This window comes from Azorhizobium sp. AG788 (assembly GCF_004364705.1).
Classification (GTDB): Bacteria; Pseudomonadota; Alphaproteobacteria; order Rhizobiales; family Xanthobacteraceae; genus Azorhizobium; species Azorhizobium caulinodans.
Genome location: NZ_SOBM01000002.1, coordinates 56,973 through 72,001, shown reverse-complemented (window position 1 = coordinate 72,001; position 15,029 = coordinate 56,973). Strand labels below are relative to the sequence as shown.

Sequence of the window (15,029 nt, the reverse complement as noted above, 5' to 3'; positions counted from 1 at the left end):
AGACCAGCCATGCGGCGCGACTGGGAAACCTTCTCCTTCCACCTCGTCATCGGCCTCATCGCGGTGCTGGCGCTGATCCTGCTGGTGGCCCCGACGGCGATCGTGCTCATCGTCTCCTTCACCAGCGGCTTCTCCCTGCGCTTTCCTCCGCCGGGCTATTCGCTGCGCTGGTATGCGGCGCTGTGGGACGCCTGGCAGCTCCAGTTCGCCGCCATGAACAGCCTGAAGGTGGCCGCCTGGGCGACGGGGCTCTCCATCCTCTTCGGCACTGCTGCGGGGCTTGGCATCTCGCGCTCGACGCGCCTGTCCGCCAAGCTGATGGACGGGCTGTTCATGTCGCCCCTCATCCTGCCGGCGCTCGCCTTCGGCCTGTCGTCGCTGATGTTCTTCTCGGCGCTCGGGCTTCCCGTCTCGCCCTTCACCCTCATCATCGGCCACACGGTGGTGTGCGTGCCCTATGTGGTGCGCAATACGGTGGCGGCGCTCTCCCAGCTTGATCCGACACTGCTGGAATGCTCCTCCAGCCTCGGGGCGGGAAAGGTCTATACCTTCCGCCGCATCACCCTGCCGCTGATCCGGCCGGGCATCCTCGCCGGCGGGTTCATCGCCTTCATGTCGTCCTTCGACAATGTGCCGGTGTCGCTGTTCCTGCGCGATGCCGCCACCGACATGCTGCCCATCCGCATGTGGCAGGATCTGGAAGGCAAGCTCGACGTGACCATCGCCGCCCTCTCCGGCGTGCTCATCGTCTTCACCGTCGCCCTCATCATGGTGATGGAGCGCTTCACCGGCCTGTCGCGGCGCCTTGCCTGATCAGACGCCGCGAAACAGCTGGATGCCCCAGGGCGTGAACTTGAACGGCAGATGGTAATGCTCCTCCACCCGCGTGACGACGAAGCGGAACGGCACGATGTCGAGGAAGGCGGCTTCCCGCGCGCCATAGCCATTCGCCTTGAGCCAGGCGCCCAGCGCAAACTCCACCTCATAGGTGCCCGCCGTGATGCCGGCACCGGTGATGATGGGATCGTCGAACACGCCATTGGCGCCGAGAACGCCTTCGGTGATCAGCCGCCGCTCCGGATCAAGGGCATAGACCTTCACATGCAGGCCCCGCGCGGCGACGCCCTGCGCGATATCGACCCCATGGATGGAGATTCCGCCCGCTTGCGCCATGCCTTTGACCCCGCATCACCGTAAAGGAAGAGACCCCATGGTAGCGGTTTCATTCCCTTCGGTCATCGCGTCCCCCGCGTCTTCGGGCCGCCCTGCCGGCGAGGGATTGTCATGAGCCCCCGGCCACCTACCCGCCGCGACACACCCGCCTCGCTGGCCGATCAGGCGGTAGACAGGCTGCGGGACATGATCGTCTTCCTGGATCTCGCGCCCGGTGCCGTGCTCAGCGAGCGGCGTCTGGTGGAGGCGCTCGGCGCCTCGCGCACGCCCATCCGCGAGGCCCTGAAGCAGCTCTCCGCCGAAGGGCTCGTCCTGCTCCGGCCCAACCGCCCCGCCATGGTGGCGCCGCTCGATCCGGACGAACTGCGGCACCTGTTCGAGGTGGAAGTGGCATTGGAGAGCTTTGCCGCGAGCCTCGCCGCGACCCGCATGGCCGAGGCCGATTTCGACCGCCTCGCCCGCTACCAGAGCGAGATGGAGGAGCGGCACGCAGCTGGCGACCGGGTGTCCTATATCCGCATCAATCGGAAGATCCACCTGCTCATCGTCGCGGGCTCCGGCAATCCGGCGCTCTCCGAGGTGCACGCCCGGCTCATCGGACGCCTCCAGCGGGCGCGCAACATCGGCCTGTCGTCGCTCGGGCGGGTCGAAGAATCCATCGAGGAACATCGGCAGATCCTCGCCGCGCTCCGCCGGCGCGACGGGGAGATGACACGCATGCTCATGGCCCGCCACGTGGCCCGCACCGGCGGCCTCTTCGCCGATTATTGCGCCGCCGCCCGGATCGAAAGCAGCGAAGTCCGCGCGGCGGGACGGCGCCGGCTGGGATCAATGGCGAGGCCTTTGCCCGAGCGGGGAAATGTATAATCGGAAATTATAATACAAGTCGTATCATTATGAGGATGATCGTTCAAAGCCGGCTACGATGTGCCACCGCGTTCGGAACCCTGCCGCCGTGCCGCTTACCCTCTCCAGCGCTGCCGACCTGTCCCCTAGCCGGAAGCCCGCCGTCGTCGGACCTCCCGGTCGGCTGGCATCAGGCGCGCCCGGGCTGAACGGCCCACCGTCCAGTTCGCACCGCCCCTTCCGTCCCGCCCCTCGCGGCAACGCCCCTGCCCAAGGTTTCTCCCATGTCTGATTTCGCGTTCGATACGGTCATCCACGGCGGCACCATCGTCACCGCCACCGACACCTACAAGGCGGACATTGGCATCCGCGACGGACGCATCGCCGCCGTCGCGGAAAGCCTTGCGGGCGGCACCAAGCGGATCGATGCCACGGGCCGGCTGGTGATGCCGGGCGGCATTGAGGGCCATGCCCATATCGCACAGGAAAGCTCCACCAAGATCATGACCGCCGACGATTATTACACCGGCTCGGTCTCGGCGGCCTTCGGCGGCAATTCCTCCTTCATCCCGTTCGCCGCCCAGCATCGCGGCCAGTCTCTGGATGATGTGGTCGCGATCTATGACGAGCGGGCGGCGCCAAATTCCGTCATCGATTATTCCTACCATCTCATCGTCTCAGACCCCTCGCCGGAGGTGCTGGAGGAGCAGCTGCCACGCGCCTTTGCGCGGGGCATCACCTCCTTCAAGGTCTTCATGACCTACGACCTGCTGAACCTCGGCGATGGCGGCATGCTGGACGTGCTCACCGTCGCCAAGACCCATGGCGCGCTCACCATGGTCCATGCCGAGAACAACGACATGGTGAAGTGGATGAACAAGCGCCTCGCCGCCAAGGGGCTGACGGCGCCGAAGTATCATGCCATCTCGCGACCCGAGCTGGCCGAGGAGGAGGCCATCAACCGCGCCGTGACACTGGCCAAGCTGGTCGATGCGCCGCTGTTCGTGGTGCACGTGTCAACGGAAGCGGGCGCGGCCATCATCCGGCGCGAGACGCAGGCGGGCGTGAAGCTGTTCGCCGAGACCTGCCCGCAGTATCTCGCCCTCACCCGCGAGGATCTCGACCGTCCCGGCATGGAGGGCGCGAAGTTCATGTGCTCGCCCCCCGTGCGTGATGCGCGGACGCAGGAGGCCCTGTGGCGGCACATTCAGGCCGGCACCTTCATGAGCGTGTCGTCCGACCACGCGCCCTATCGCTATGACGAGAGCGGCAAGCTCTTCAACGGCGCGGACGTGCCCTACCCCAAGATCGCCAACGGCATGCCCGGCATCGCCATGCGGCTGCCCTGGCTGTTCTCGGAAGGCGTCGTGAAGGGCCGCATCAGCGCCAACCAGTTCGTCGCGCTCACGTCCACCAACGCGGCCAAGGTGTTCGGCATGACGCGCAAGGGCTCGATCGCGCCCGGCTTCGACGCCGACATCGCCATCTGGGATCCGAACGAGACCCGCGTGGTGTCGCTGGACGACCAGCACGACAATATGGACTACACCCCCTTCGAGGGTCTCACCGTCACCGGCTGGCCGCGCACGGTGCTGAACCGGGGCGAAGTGGTGGTGGAAGAGCGCGAACTCGTCGCCACGCGCGGTCGCGGCCGCTTCGTCGCCCGCGCGACGGTGGACCTCACCGGCCGTCCCGGCTATCGCGCCCCCGAACTCGATCCCGCGCGCAATTTCGGCGCGGACATCGCCCCCTGAGCCGGAGGATCGCGCCATGACCACCAAAGGCCCCATCCTCGTCATCAATCCCAACAGCGATGTCGCCGTCACCGAGGCCCTGTCCCGTGCGGTCGAGCCCTTCCGGCTCGGCGGCGGGCCGGCCATTGAATGCCTCACCATCGCCGAGAGCCCGCTGGGCATCATGACCCAGCGCGACGTCTATGAAGCCGCGCTGCGCACGGCCGATCTCGCCAAGGCGCGCCTGGATGCCTCTGCCATCGTGATTGCCTGCTACTCGCAGCCCGGCCTCGACCTGCTGCGCACGGAGACCCGTCGCCCGGTGGTCGGCATGCAGGATGCCGGCGTCCTGGCGGCCATGGGCCTTGCCGATCGCTTCGGCGTCATCGCGGTGGCGGAAGGCTCCATTCCGCGCCACCTTGCCAATCTCGCACGCATGGGCGTCATGAGCCGGCTGGCCGGCGAGGTCGCCCCCGCGCGCGCGCTGACGGTGGCCGAAAGCGGCGATCCGGCTGCGAGCTTCGATCTGCTGCGGGAGGCGGGCACGAAGCTCAAGCAAATGGGCGCTGGCGCCATCATCCTCGGCTGCGCCGGCATGTCGCCCCAGCGCGGCATTCTGGAAGAGGCACTGGGCATTCCAGTGGTGGACGCCACGCAGGCCGCCGTGGCGCAGGCCCTCGGCCGGGTGCTCGTGGGCGGCTGATGCGCGAGGGCGATGAACCACAGGTCTCCTTGTCCCTGCTGGAGATCTTCGGCGCGATGATGCGTTGCCAGACCACGGTGGAGGCGGCCGAGCAGTTGGGCATCTCCCAGCCGGCAGTCTCCAACGGCCTGCGCCAGCTGGAGCGGGAACTGGGCATTACCCTGTTCGAGCGGGCGCACCGGCGGCTGGAGCCCACCGCCGAGGCGCTCTCGCTCTACGAGGAAATCAGGCCCCTGTTCGGCGTCCTGCGCAGCTTTTCGCTAAGGGCACGGGACATCCGGCAGGGCAAATCCGGACGCATCCGCATCGTCGCCACCCCGCCCATCGGCCACACCGCCGCGCCGAGGGCGCTGCGGGCCTTGCTGGAGGAGCGGCCGGAGGTCTCCGTTTCCTATGACGTGCGCCGCCTCTCGGACATTCTCGCCGCGCTCAAGGAAGGTTCGGCCGATGTGGGCATTGCGCTCGCCATCGACCAGGACCTCGACGTGAATGTGGAGGTGCTCCACCGCACCCACATGGTGGCGCTTGTTCCGGCAGGCTCAGCTCTGGCAAACCGGTCCGAAGTCACCGCCAGCGACGTGGCGGGGCATCGCTTCGTGGGGCTGGAAGCGGCATCGCGCCTCGGCCAGATCCTGCGCTCGGCCTTCGACCGCGACCACGCCACCTACGATCCACGGGTGGAGGTGCGTTACTGCTCAACGGCCGCCGTGCTGGCGCAGGCCGGGCTCGGGATTGCCGTCGTCGATCCCTATACGGCGGAATTTCACCATTCGCCGGAGCTGGTCCAGCGTCCGTTCAGCCCGCCCTGTGAGATTTCCGTGGTGCTGCTGCTGCGCAAGGGCGTGCCGCGCTCGCGCCTCGTGCATAGCTTCATCGAGGAATTGCGGCGACAGTTCCGCGCGCCGCCTTCGGGTTGACGCGCGCGCCCGCTTCGTTCATGGCCGGCACAAGCTCGGCTTTATCTCTCGCGAGACGGGTTGTGCCCGCCGCGCGCTACCCCTGGAGTTCTGTCATGGACCGTATCGCCTATGTCAACGGGGACTTCGTGCCCCTCGCCGAGGCCCGCATCTCCCCCCTCGATCGCGGCTTCCTCTTCGCCGACGGCATCTATGAGGTCTCGGCGGTGCTCGACGGCAAGCTGGTGGACAATGACAGCCACCTCGCCCGCCTGAAGCGCTCCGTGGGCGAGATCGCCCTCGATTTGCCCGTGACCCTTGAGGAACTGGTGGAACTGGAGCGCGAGCTGGTCCGCCGCAACACCCTCACCGAGGGCGTCGTCTACATGCAGGTGACGCGCGGCGTGGCCGACCGGGACTTCACCTTCCCGAAGGATGCCAAGCCCACCCTTTTCATGTTCACGCAGGAGAAGACTATCCTCGCCTCGAAGACGGCGGAGACGGGCATCCGCGTGAAGTCGGTGCCGGACCTGCGTTGGGCGCGCCGTGACATCAAGAGCGTGGCCCTGCTGGCCCAGGTGCTCGCAAAGCAGGCCGCCGCCGAGGCGGGCTGCCAGGAAGCCTGGATGATCGAGGACGGCTTCATCACCGAGGGTGGTTCTTCGTCCGCCTTCATCATCACCGCCAATGACGTGGTGGTAACGCGCCCGAACTCCACCGCCGTCCTGCCCGGATGCACCCGCCGCGCCCTGCTGGCGCTGGCCGCCGAGGGCACTATCACGGTGGAAGAGCGCCTGTTCACGCTGGACGAGGCGCTCGCCGCCAAGGAGGCCTTCATAGCCTCCGCCTCCAGCTTCGTGCAGGCCGTGGTGGCCATTGACGACAAGCCCATCGGAACCGGAACGCCCGGCCCCCTCACCAAGCGCCTGCGCGAACTCTACATCGCGTTTGCGCGTCAGACGGCTGTCTGACACGTCTCATCCCGGAATCTCGAGCGGCCCTCCCTCGCGTCTGAGGGAGGGCCGTTTCCGTTCAAAGACCGGTGATCGGCCCTGCCCATCCTGCATCAATCTCAGGCACCGGACAGCACGAACTGCTCCAAAAGGCTCCAAAGCCGAGCTTGCGACCCATAATAGTGCCTGCGTCTTCATCCATATCGATTATAATAACGCAGCGAATAATTATATTAATCGCCTGTCATTGACCCAGTAGTCCCGCTGACCGACCCTCCCTCTCGAAGACTTGCCTTTCGGGCGGGCTGACCTCGGGGGGTAGACAGTGCGGGTTGTGGTGGCGGGCGGAACCGGCTTCGTCGGCTTGAACATCGCGGCCGCCTTCCATGGCGCCGGCCATGAGGTCGTTCTGTTCGACCGTTCGGCGCCGCCGCCGCTGTTCACCCTCCCCATCCGCTTTGAGCAGGGCGATGTGCGCGACCCGCAGGCGGCGGCCCGCGCCATGCCCGCCGGCACGGATCTGCTGATCCTTGGCGCCGCCATCACCGCCGGGGTGGAGCGCGAGGCGCGCGAGCCGGACACCATTCTCTCCGTCAATCTCGGCGCCCTGCCGGGCCTTATGGACGCCGCGCGTGCAGCCGGCGCCCGACGCATCATCAATCTCAGCTCCGCCGCCGCCTACGGGGCCGCCGCATCGGTGGCGGACGTTATGGATGAGGCCCTCGCCTGCGATCCGAATGGGCTCTACAGCATCACTAAGTTTGCCTCCGAGCGGGTGACGGCGCGGCTCGCGGAACTCTGGGGGCTGGAAGCGGTCAGCGTCCGCCTCAGTGCCGTCTTCGGCCCCTGGGAGCGGGCGACGGGCGTGCGGGACACGCTGAGCCCGCAGGCGCAGATGCTGGATGCGGCACGCAACGGGCAGCCCGCCTTGCTCGCCCGCCCCGGCCTGCGAGACTGGATCTATGCGCCCGACGTTGCGGAGGCAGTGCTGGCGCTCGCCACCGCGCCGCATTGGACCGCGCCCGTCTACAACATCTCGACCGGCACACGCTGGAGCGCCCTGGACTGGGGCCGCGCGCTCGCCGCTCACATGCCCGGCTTCACTTGCCGTCTCGCGGAGGCGGGCGAGACGCCGACAATCGACCTGCACTCCGCCACCGACCGGCCGCCGCTGGCGGTCCATCGCCTTGCCGCCGACATCGGCTGGAACGCGCGCTTCGGCTGCGCCGACAGCGCCAGCCATCTCGCCCATTGGGCGCGCACGCTCCAGAACGAGGCCATCGCATGACGCTTCAAGGCCGCATCGCCGTCATCACCGGCGCCGCTTCCGGGATCGGCCGCGCCACCGCTGCCCACCTTGCTGACGCGGGAGCCGCCGTGGCGCTGGTGGACCGGGACGCGGAGGGGCTTGCCGCCACCGCCGACGCGATCACGCAGGCGGGCGGACAGGCGCTGGTGCTGCCCGGCGACGTGGGCGCTCCGGAGGCGGTGGAGGCCGCCGCCGCTCAGGTGCGCGGGACCTATGGCGGCATCGACATCCTCGTCGCGGCGGCCGGCATGTCGGTGGGCGGCACGGTGCTCACCACGAGGCCCGAAGATTGGGACGCGGTGTTCCGCGCCAATGTGGGCGGCACGTGGCTCTGGGCGCGGGCGGTCATCCCGTCCATGCGCGAGCGGGGCGGCGGCGCCATCGTCACCTTCTCGTCCCAGTTGGCGCTGGCCGGCGGGCGCGGCAACAGCGCCTATGTGGCCGCCAAGGGTGCCATCCTCAGCCTCACGCGCACCATGGCCCTTGATTTCGCCGCGGACAACATCCGCGTCAACGCCATCGCGCCCGGCGCGGTGGAGACCCCCATGCTCGCCCGTGGCTTCGGCCGGCAGGCGGACCCAGACGCCGCGCGCGAGGCCTCCCGCCAACGCCACGCGCTCGGCCGGTTCGGGACCGCGGACGAGATTGCACAGGCCGCGCTCTATCTGGCGAGCGATGCCTCTTCCTTCATCACAGGTACGACCCTCGCGGTCGACGGCGGATGGCTTGCATCATGACGACGACAATCGGAAGCACGGCTGGCCTGCGGGCGCTGGAACAGCAGGTTCGGGATGATCTGGCGCGGATCGCCCACCCCAAGGCTCCCTGGGTCAAGCCTCGGAGCGGGCCCGGCGGCAAGCCTGCCTATGACGTGGTGATCGTCGGCGGCGGCCAGTGCGGCCTTGGGACCGCCTTCTGCCTGCAGCGCTCCAAGGTGGACAACATCCTCGTGCTGGATCAGGCGCCGCGCGATCTGGAAGGCCCGTGGCGGACCTATTCGCGCATGCTCACCCTGCGCAGCCCCAAGGACTTCACCGGCCCGGACATGGACATTCCCAGCCTGACCTATCAGGCCTGGCACGAGGCGCGGTACGGCAAGGAGTCCTGGGCTGAGCTGAAGCTCATCCCCAAGGACCTGTGGGCCGATTATCTGCTGTGGTACCGCGACGTGCTGGACCTGCCGGTGCGCAATCTCTGCCAGGTGACGGACATCGGCCCCTCCGATGGCCTGCTGGCCCTCACCGTGAACACGCCGGACGGCGTCGAGACCATCTACGCCCGCAAGGTGGTGCTCGCCACCGGCCAGGAAGGCATGGGCAACTGGACTCTCCCCGCCGAGCTGGAGCGCCTGCCGGAGCATCTGCGGGCCCGCTCCTCCGACATCATCGACTTCTTGGCGCTGAAGGGCAAGACGGTCATCGTGATCGGCGCCGGCGCCTCGGCCTTCGACAATGCAGCGACCGCGCTGGAGGCCGGCGTCGGCGAGGTGATGCAGCTCTGCCGCCGCTTCGAGCCGCAGCTGGTGCAGCCCTATCTGTGGTTCACCTTCCGTGGCTTCATGCGCCACCTGAGCGAACTCACCGACGAATGGCGCTGGCGCTTCATGAGCCGCGCCCTGCGCCTGCGGGAAGCCTTCCCCCAAGCCACTTACGACCGCTGCGCCCGCCACGCCAATTTCCACCTGACCACCGGCGCCGGCCTCATCGACGCTTACGAGCAGGACGGTCGCGCCGTGGTCTCCACGCAGGCCGGGACTTTCACGGCGGATTATGTGATCGCCTGCACCGGCATCGGCATGGATTTCGGTGCGCGCCCCGAGTTGAAGCGCTTTGCCCATAATATCGCCACCTGGGGCGATCGCTACACGCCACCGGACCATGAGAAGGAAGCCCGCCTCTCGAAATTCCCATATCTCGCGGAGGATTATGCCTTCGAGGAGAAGACGGCCGGCGAGACGCCGTGGGTGAGCGACATCCACCTCTTCTCCATTGCCTCCACCATGAGCTTTGGTGCCTCCGGATCGTCCATCAACGCCATGACGACGGCCATTCCGAAGCTGGTCCACGGCATCACCCGCGACCTGTTCCAGGACGACCTCGACCAGTTCTGGGCCGACTTCCAGGCCTACGACGTTCCGCAGGCCGTGGTGCGCCAGCTGGAGGCCTGAACGCCAACGGCATACCAATTGCATACATCGGTGGCGGCGTACTCCAGCGCCGCACCGCCCGTGTTCCCCTTCGAGGAGAGCTTGCCGATGATCGACGTGTTCCTGAAACCCACACGCCGCCAGTGGCTCATGGGCGCAACGGCCCTCGTTGCAGTGAGCCTGACGGCGCCCGCCGCCCACGCCCAGAGCCGCGCGGAGACCCTGCGCTATGTCACGGGCGCGGTGGTGAACACGCTCGACCCAACCATGCCCGGCTCCACGCGCGAAGCATTCGCGGTGAGTCTCAGCACCTACGACCGGCTGGTCTCCTTCGGCCGCAAGCAGCTCAACGGCAAATGGGTGTTCGATCTCGACACCGTGCGTGGAGAGCTGGCCGAGAGCTATGACGTGAGCCCGGACGGGCTGAAGATCACCTTCCACCTGCGCAAGGACGCCAAGTTCCAGGACGGCACGCCGGTGACGGCGGAGGACGTGAAGTGGTCGCTGGACCGCGCGGTGACGGCCAATTCGCTCGCCAAGGCGCAGTTGCTCACCGGCTCGCTCACCAGCCCCGACCAGTTCAAGGTGATCGATCCCTACACCTTCGAGGTGACGCTGCCCAAGCCTGACAAGCTGGCGCTGCCGAACCTTGCCACCGTCTATCCGGTGATCTTCAATTCCAAGGTCGCCAAAGCCCATGCCACGGCGGACGACCCGTGGGCGCAGAACTGGCTGAAGGAGAATACCGCCGGCTCCGGCGCCTTCGTCATCGAGACCTTCAAGCCCGCCGAGCAGGTGATCCTCAAGCGCAACGATGCGTGGAACCGCGGCCCCGCCAACAGCCAGGCCGCGTTCAAGCGCCTCATCGTGCAGACCGTGCCGGAAGCCTCTACCCGCGCCAATCTGGTGGAGCGCGGCGACGCCGACATCGTCATCGACCTTCAGCCCACGGATGCCGCCGCGCTGGAAGCCAAGGGCAAGCTGAAGGTGATCTCCACCCCGCAGTACAATGCGATCTCCTTCATCTCGTTCAACAACAAGATCCCGCCGTTCGACAATGTGAACGTGCGCAAGGCCATCGCTTATGCGCTGCCCTATGACGACATGTTCAAGGCCGCCCTGTTCGGACGCGGCTTCCCGCTCTATGGCGCCACCTGGACGGACGGCAAGGCGCCCTCGGGCGGCTTCCCCATTCCCCAGCCGGTGAAGCTGGACCTTGCCAAGGCCAAGGAATATCTCGCCGCCGCCGGAATGCCGGACGGTTTCTCCACCACCTTCTCCTTCAATGTGGGGCAGGCGAACGTGGCCGAGCCCATGGCGGCGCTGCTGAAGGAGTCGCTGGCCAAGATCGGCATCAAGGTGGAGATCCAGAAGCTCCCCGACGCCCAGATGTCCACGCTGATCAACGAGAAGAAGCTGCCCTTCTTCACCGAGAACATCGTCGCCTGGCTGCCGTCGATGGATTATTTCTACCGCAACTTCTACATCGGCAATATCCGCTGGAATTACTCCTCTCTGGACAATCCGCAGATCACCGAGATCGCGCAGGCCGCGCGCTTCGAGCAGGACAAGGCGAAGTATGAGGCCATGGGCCGCGAGCTCAATACCCTCAACTTCGAGATCATGCCGCAGATCCCGATCTGGCAGGCCTCTCAGGATGCGGTAATGGCCCCCTCCATCGAGGGGTACACCTACCAGTTCCACCGGCAGGTGGACTATCGCGACCTGAGCCGCAAATGAGCCAGGTCGCCCTCACGGCGCGGCGGGCGGGACGACGGTTTCTGTCGTCCCTACCGGCCCTCCTCGGCGTGCTCGTCTTCACCTTCCTTCTGATGCGCGTTCTGCCCGGCGATCCGGCGGTGTTCTTCGCCTCCGGCCCCACCGCCGGCAAGGAGGAGATCGAGACCATCCGCAAGCAGATGGGCCTTGACAAGCCCATGCCGGAGCAGCTCGGGCGCTATCTCGTGGATGTGGCGCAGGGCAATCTCGGGCGTTCGCTCACAACCGGCCAGCCAGTGTCGGCAGACCTTAAGGAGCGTCTGCCGGCCTCGCTGGAACTGACGTTTGCCGCTCTCTTCATCGCCCTGCTCTCGGCGGTGCCGCTCGGCATCGCAGCGGCGCTGCGACCCGGTTCGGTGGTCGATCACGGCGTGCGCCTGCTCTGCGCGCTCGGCGTCTGCGTGCCCACCTTCGTCTCGGGCCTGCTGCTGATCTATGTCTTCTATTATCTGCTTGGCTATGCACCGGACCCGACCGGACGGGTGGACATCTTCACCAGCCTGCCGCCCCGCGCCACCGGCTTCCTGCTGATCGATTTCGCCCTTGCCGGTGATTTCGAGGGCTGGCGGGCCGCCGCGAGCCAGCTCATCCTGCCCGCCTTCACCATGGCGCTCTTCGTGGTGGCGCCGCTGGCCCGCATCACCCGTGCCGCCATGCTCTCCTCGCTCGGCAGCGATTTCGTGCGCACGGCCCGCTCCATCGGCCTGTCGCGCTGGCGGATCATCGTGGTCTATGCACTGCGCAATGCCATCCTGCCCGTGCTCACCATCACCGGCATCGTCTTCTCCACCATGCTCGGGGCCAATGTGCTGGTGGAGAAGGTCTTCTCCTGGCCGGGCGTGGCCTCTTACGCGCTCGATGCGCTGCTCGCTTCGGACTATGCGCCGGTGCAGGGCTTCGTGCTGCTGATGGCCTTCATCTTCGTCCTCGTGAACCTGGTGATCGACATTCTCTACGGCATCGCCGACCCCCGGATTTCGGTCGAATGAGCACCGCAACCTTGCGCCATGCCGCCTTCGTGCTGCGCGGCAATCCGCTCACCGCCATCGCCGCCTTCGCGACGGGCCTGCTCGTGCTCGTCGCCCTCTTCGGCCCGATGCTGGTGCCTTATGATCCCGTCGCCTCGGACGTTGCCCATGCGCTTGAGGCGCCGAGCGCCACCCACTGGGCGGGCACGGACCAATTGGGTCGCGACGTCTTCAGCCGCCTCGTCGTGGCGGCGCGGCTGGATCTCGCCATCGCCGCTTCGGCGGTGGTGCTCTCCTTCGCGCTCGGTGCCGTGATCGGCAGCATCTGCGGTTATGCGGGCGGGCGGCTCGACCGAGCCGTCGGCCGCTTCGTGGACGTGCTGATGGCCTTCCCGCTGTTCGTGCTCGCCATGGCCATGGTAGCCGCGCTGGGCAACCGGGTGGAGAACATCGTCATCGCCACGGCGATCATCAACCTGCCCTTCTACATCCGCTTTGCGCGGGCCGAGGTGAATGTGCGCCGCACCGCCGGCTGGGTGGAGGCCGCGCGCGCCTGCGGCGACAGCCATCTCTCCGTGGTGCTGCGCTTCCTCCTGCCCAACATCCTGCCGGCCATGGCGGTGCAGATCTCGCTCAACCTCGGCTGGGCGATCCTCAATGCCGCCGGCCTCTCCTTCATCGGCCTCGGCGTGAAGCCGCCGACGCCGGAATGGGGGATCATGGTGGCCGAAGGAGCACGCTTCATCTCCACCGGCAAGTGGTGGCTGGTCGCCTTTCCCGGCCTCGCGCTGATGCTGTGCGTGCTGTGCTTCAACCTGCTGGGCGACGGCCTGCGCGACATTCTGGACCCGAGGATGCGCACATGACCCAATCCCTCCTGCGCATTGAGGATCTCGCCGTCACCTTCTCCACCCGGCGCGGGCCAGTGGAGGCGGTGAAGGGTATCGACCTTGACCTTGCCCCCGGCCAGACGCTCGGCATCGTGGGCGAGAGCGGCTCGGGCAAGTCGGTGACGGCCTTTGCCGTGACGCGGCTACTGGACGCCGCCGGCCGCATCACCCGTGGCCGCGTGGTGTTCCGGGGCGAGGACATCAGCCGTGCCTCGCACAAGACGCTGCAGGCCATCCACGGCGCCGCCATTTCGATGATCTTCCAGAACCCGCGCGCGGCGCTGAATCCCATCCGCACCGTGGGTCTCCAGCTCGCCGATGCATTGCGCGCCCATCGCACCCTCTCGGACAAGGAGGCCCGAGAAAAGGCGCTGGAGCTGCTGAAGACCGTGCTCATCCGCGAGCCGGAAAAGCGGCTCGACGCCTATCCGCATGAACTCTCCGGCGGCATGTGCCAGCGGGTGATGATCGCCATGGCCATCGCCTGCGAGCCCGCCTTGCTGATCGCCGACGAGCCCACCACTGGCCTTGATGTCACCACGCAGAAGACGGTGATGGACCTCATCGCCCGCATCACCCGCGAGCGGCAGATGGCGGTGATCCTGATCACCCACGACCTCGGCCTTGCCGCGCAATATTGCCAGGACGTGGTGGTGATGGAGCAGGGTCGCATCGTGGAGCGCGCCCCACCCGAGATGCTGTTCCGCGCGCCGCAGCACGCCTACACCCGCCGCCTCGTCGCCGCCTCGCCCACGCCTACCTCCCGCGTGGAGGATCTGGTGGCGGATCCGGAGCACCATGTGCCCCTGCCGGCCGAACCCGTGCGCGTGAAGCCGGCGGCCGGCACCCCGCCGCTGCTGGAGGTGCAGAACCTCGTGAAGCGTTATGACGGCGGCATCACCGCCGTGGGTGGCGTATCCTTCAGCCTCGGGGCGGGTGAAAGCGTCGGCCTCGTGGGTGAGAGCGGCTCGGGCAAGAGCACCATCTCGCGCATGATCTGCCGCCTCATCGACCAGACCGAAGGCGAGATCGTCTTTGATGGCCGTTCCATCGGCGGCATTCCGGCACGGGAGTTCCACCGCTCGGAATTCCGGCGGCAGATCCAGATCGTGTTTCAGGATCCGCACGACAGCCTCAACCCGCGCTTCTCCGCTTTTGACGCCATCGCCCATCCCCTGCGCCGGCTCGACAACATATCCGGCAAGGCGCTGCGCGACCGGGTGCTGGACTGCGCGGAGAAGGTAGGGCTGCCGGCGCATCTGCTGGAGCGGTTCCCGCACCAGCTCTCCGGCGGCCAGAAGGCGCGCGTCGGCATCGCCCGCGCCATCTCGGTGCGCCCGCGCCTGCTGGTGCTGGACGAACCCACCGCCGCGCTCGACGTGTCGGTGCAGGCGGTCACGCTTCAATTGCTGGAGCGGCTGCGGCGGGAGGATGATCTCGCATTCCTGTTCGTCAGCCACGATCTCAACGTGGTGCGCATGATGTGCGCGCGCACCATTGTGTTGCAGAACGGGCGGGTGGTGGAACAGGGCGAGAGCCGGCGACTGTTCGAGGCGCCGGAAAGCGATTACACCCGCACCCTGCTCGCCGCCGTCCCGCATTTCGCCGGGGCGGCGTGAGCAGAGCCCACATA

14 protein-coding genes are annotated in these 15,029 nt (G+C 67.2%); 13 read left to right on the top strand and 1 reads right to left on the bottom strand.

The window, feature by feature from the left end; genetic code table 11:
• The first annotated feature begins 9 nt into the window (after positions 1 to 9).
• Complete coding sequence (locus tag DFO45_RS04335; RefSeq protein WP_133863923.1) at positions 10 to 813, top strand: ABC transporter permease; 804 nt, start codon at positions 10 to 12, stop codon at positions 811 to 813.
• Here the strand turns inward: DFO45_RS04335 and DFO45_RS04330 are convergent, their stop codons facing one another.
• A complete protein-coding gene (locus DFO45_RS04330; RefSeq protein ID WP_133863922.1) occupies positions 814 to 1,173 on the bottom strand; it encodes a hydroxyisourate hydrolase in 360 nt (119 codons plus the stop codon).
• Between the two features lie 111 nt (positions 1,174 to 1,284).
• Here DFO45_RS04330 and DFO45_RS04325 point away from each other — a divergent pair, with 111 nt between their 5' ends.
• From DFO45_RS04325 to DFO45_RS04270, 12 genes are all read left to right on the top strand, one after another.
• Positions 1,285 to 2,040, top strand: coding sequence for a GntR family transcriptional regulator (locus DFO45_RS04325; protein ID WP_133863921.1), 756 nt, complete (start codon positions 1,285 to 1,287; stop codon positions 2,038 to 2,040).
• A 263-nt stretch (positions 2,041 to 2,303) separates the two neighbouring features.
• On the top strand, positions 2,304 to 3,773 hold the full coding sequence (gene hydA, locus DFO45_RS04320; RefSeq protein ID WP_133863920.1) for a dihydropyrimidinase: 1,470 nt from the start codon (positions 2,304 to 2,306) through the stop codon (positions 3,771 to 3,773).
• 16 nt (positions 3,774 to 3,789) lie between these two features.
• Positions 3,790 to 4,455 (top strand): aspartate/glutamate racemase family protein, encoded by a 666-nt coding sequence (locus DFO45_RS04315; RefSeq protein WP_133863919.1) that lies wholly within the window; start codon positions 3,790 to 3,792, stop codon positions 4,453 to 4,455.
• The gene (locus DFO45_RS04310; protein WP_133863918.1) at positions 4,455 to 5,372 is read left to right on the top strand and encodes a LysR family transcriptional regulator; all 918 of its coding nucleotides are present in this window, start codon (positions 4,455 to 4,457) and stop codon (positions 5,370 to 5,372) included. Before DFO45_RS04315 ends, DFO45_RS04310 begins: the two co-directional genes overlap by 1 nt.
• Before the next feature lie 95 nt (positions 5,373 to 5,467).
• The gene (locus DFO45_RS04305; protein WP_133863917.1) at positions 5,468 to 6,322 is read left to right on the top strand and encodes a D-amino-acid transaminase; all 855 of its coding nucleotides are present in this window, start codon (positions 5,468 to 5,470) and stop codon (positions 6,320 to 6,322) included.
• A 307-nt stretch (positions 6,323 to 6,629) separates the two neighbouring features.
• Positions 6,630 to 7,592 (top strand): NAD(P)-dependent oxidoreductase, encoded by a 963-nt coding sequence (locus DFO45_RS04300; RefSeq protein WP_133863916.1) that lies wholly within the window; start codon positions 6,630 to 6,632, stop codon positions 7,590 to 7,592.
• Positions 7,589 to 8,350 (top strand): SDR family oxidoreductase, encoded by a 762-nt coding sequence (locus DFO45_RS04295; protein ID WP_133863915.1) that lies wholly within the window; start codon positions 7,589 to 7,591, stop codon positions 8,348 to 8,350. Before DFO45_RS04300 ends, DFO45_RS04295 begins: the two co-directional genes overlap by 4 nt.
• A complete protein-coding gene (locus DFO45_RS04290; RefSeq protein ID WP_133863914.1) occupies positions 8,347 to 9,780 on the top strand; it encodes an NAD(P)/FAD-dependent oxidoreductase in 1,434 nt (477 codons plus the stop codon). The genes DFO45_RS04295 and DFO45_RS04290 overlap by 4 nt, the downstream gene beginning before the upstream one ends.
• Positions 9,781 to 9,867: 87 nt before the next feature.
• Entirely contained in the window at positions 9,868 to 11,499 is a 1,632-nt protein-coding gene (locus DFO45_RS04285; protein ID WP_012170486.1) for an ABC transporter substrate-binding protein, read from the top strand.
• The gene (locus DFO45_RS04280) at positions 11,496 to 12,527 is read left to right on the top strand and encodes an ABC transporter permease (RefSeq protein ID WP_133863913.1); all 1,032 of its coding nucleotides are present in this window, start codon (positions 11,496 to 11,498) and stop codon (positions 12,525 to 12,527) included. The genes DFO45_RS04285 and DFO45_RS04280 overlap by 4 nt, the downstream gene beginning before the upstream one ends.
• Positions 12,524 to 13,372: an ABC transporter permease gene (locus DFO45_RS04275; protein WP_133863912.1), complete on the top strand. Its 849-nt coding sequence runs from the start codon at positions 12,524 to 12,526 to the stop codon at positions 13,370 to 13,372. The genes DFO45_RS04280 and DFO45_RS04275 overlap by 4 nt, the downstream gene beginning before the upstream one ends.
• Positions 13,369 to 15,015, top strand: coding sequence for an ABC transporter ATP-binding protein (locus tag DFO45_RS04270; protein WP_133863911.1), 1,647 nt, complete (start codon positions 13,369 to 13,371; stop codon positions 15,013 to 15,015). The genes DFO45_RS04275 and DFO45_RS04270 overlap by 4 nt, the downstream gene beginning before the upstream one ends.
• The last annotated feature ends 14 nt before the right edge of the window (positions 15,016 to 15,029 follow it).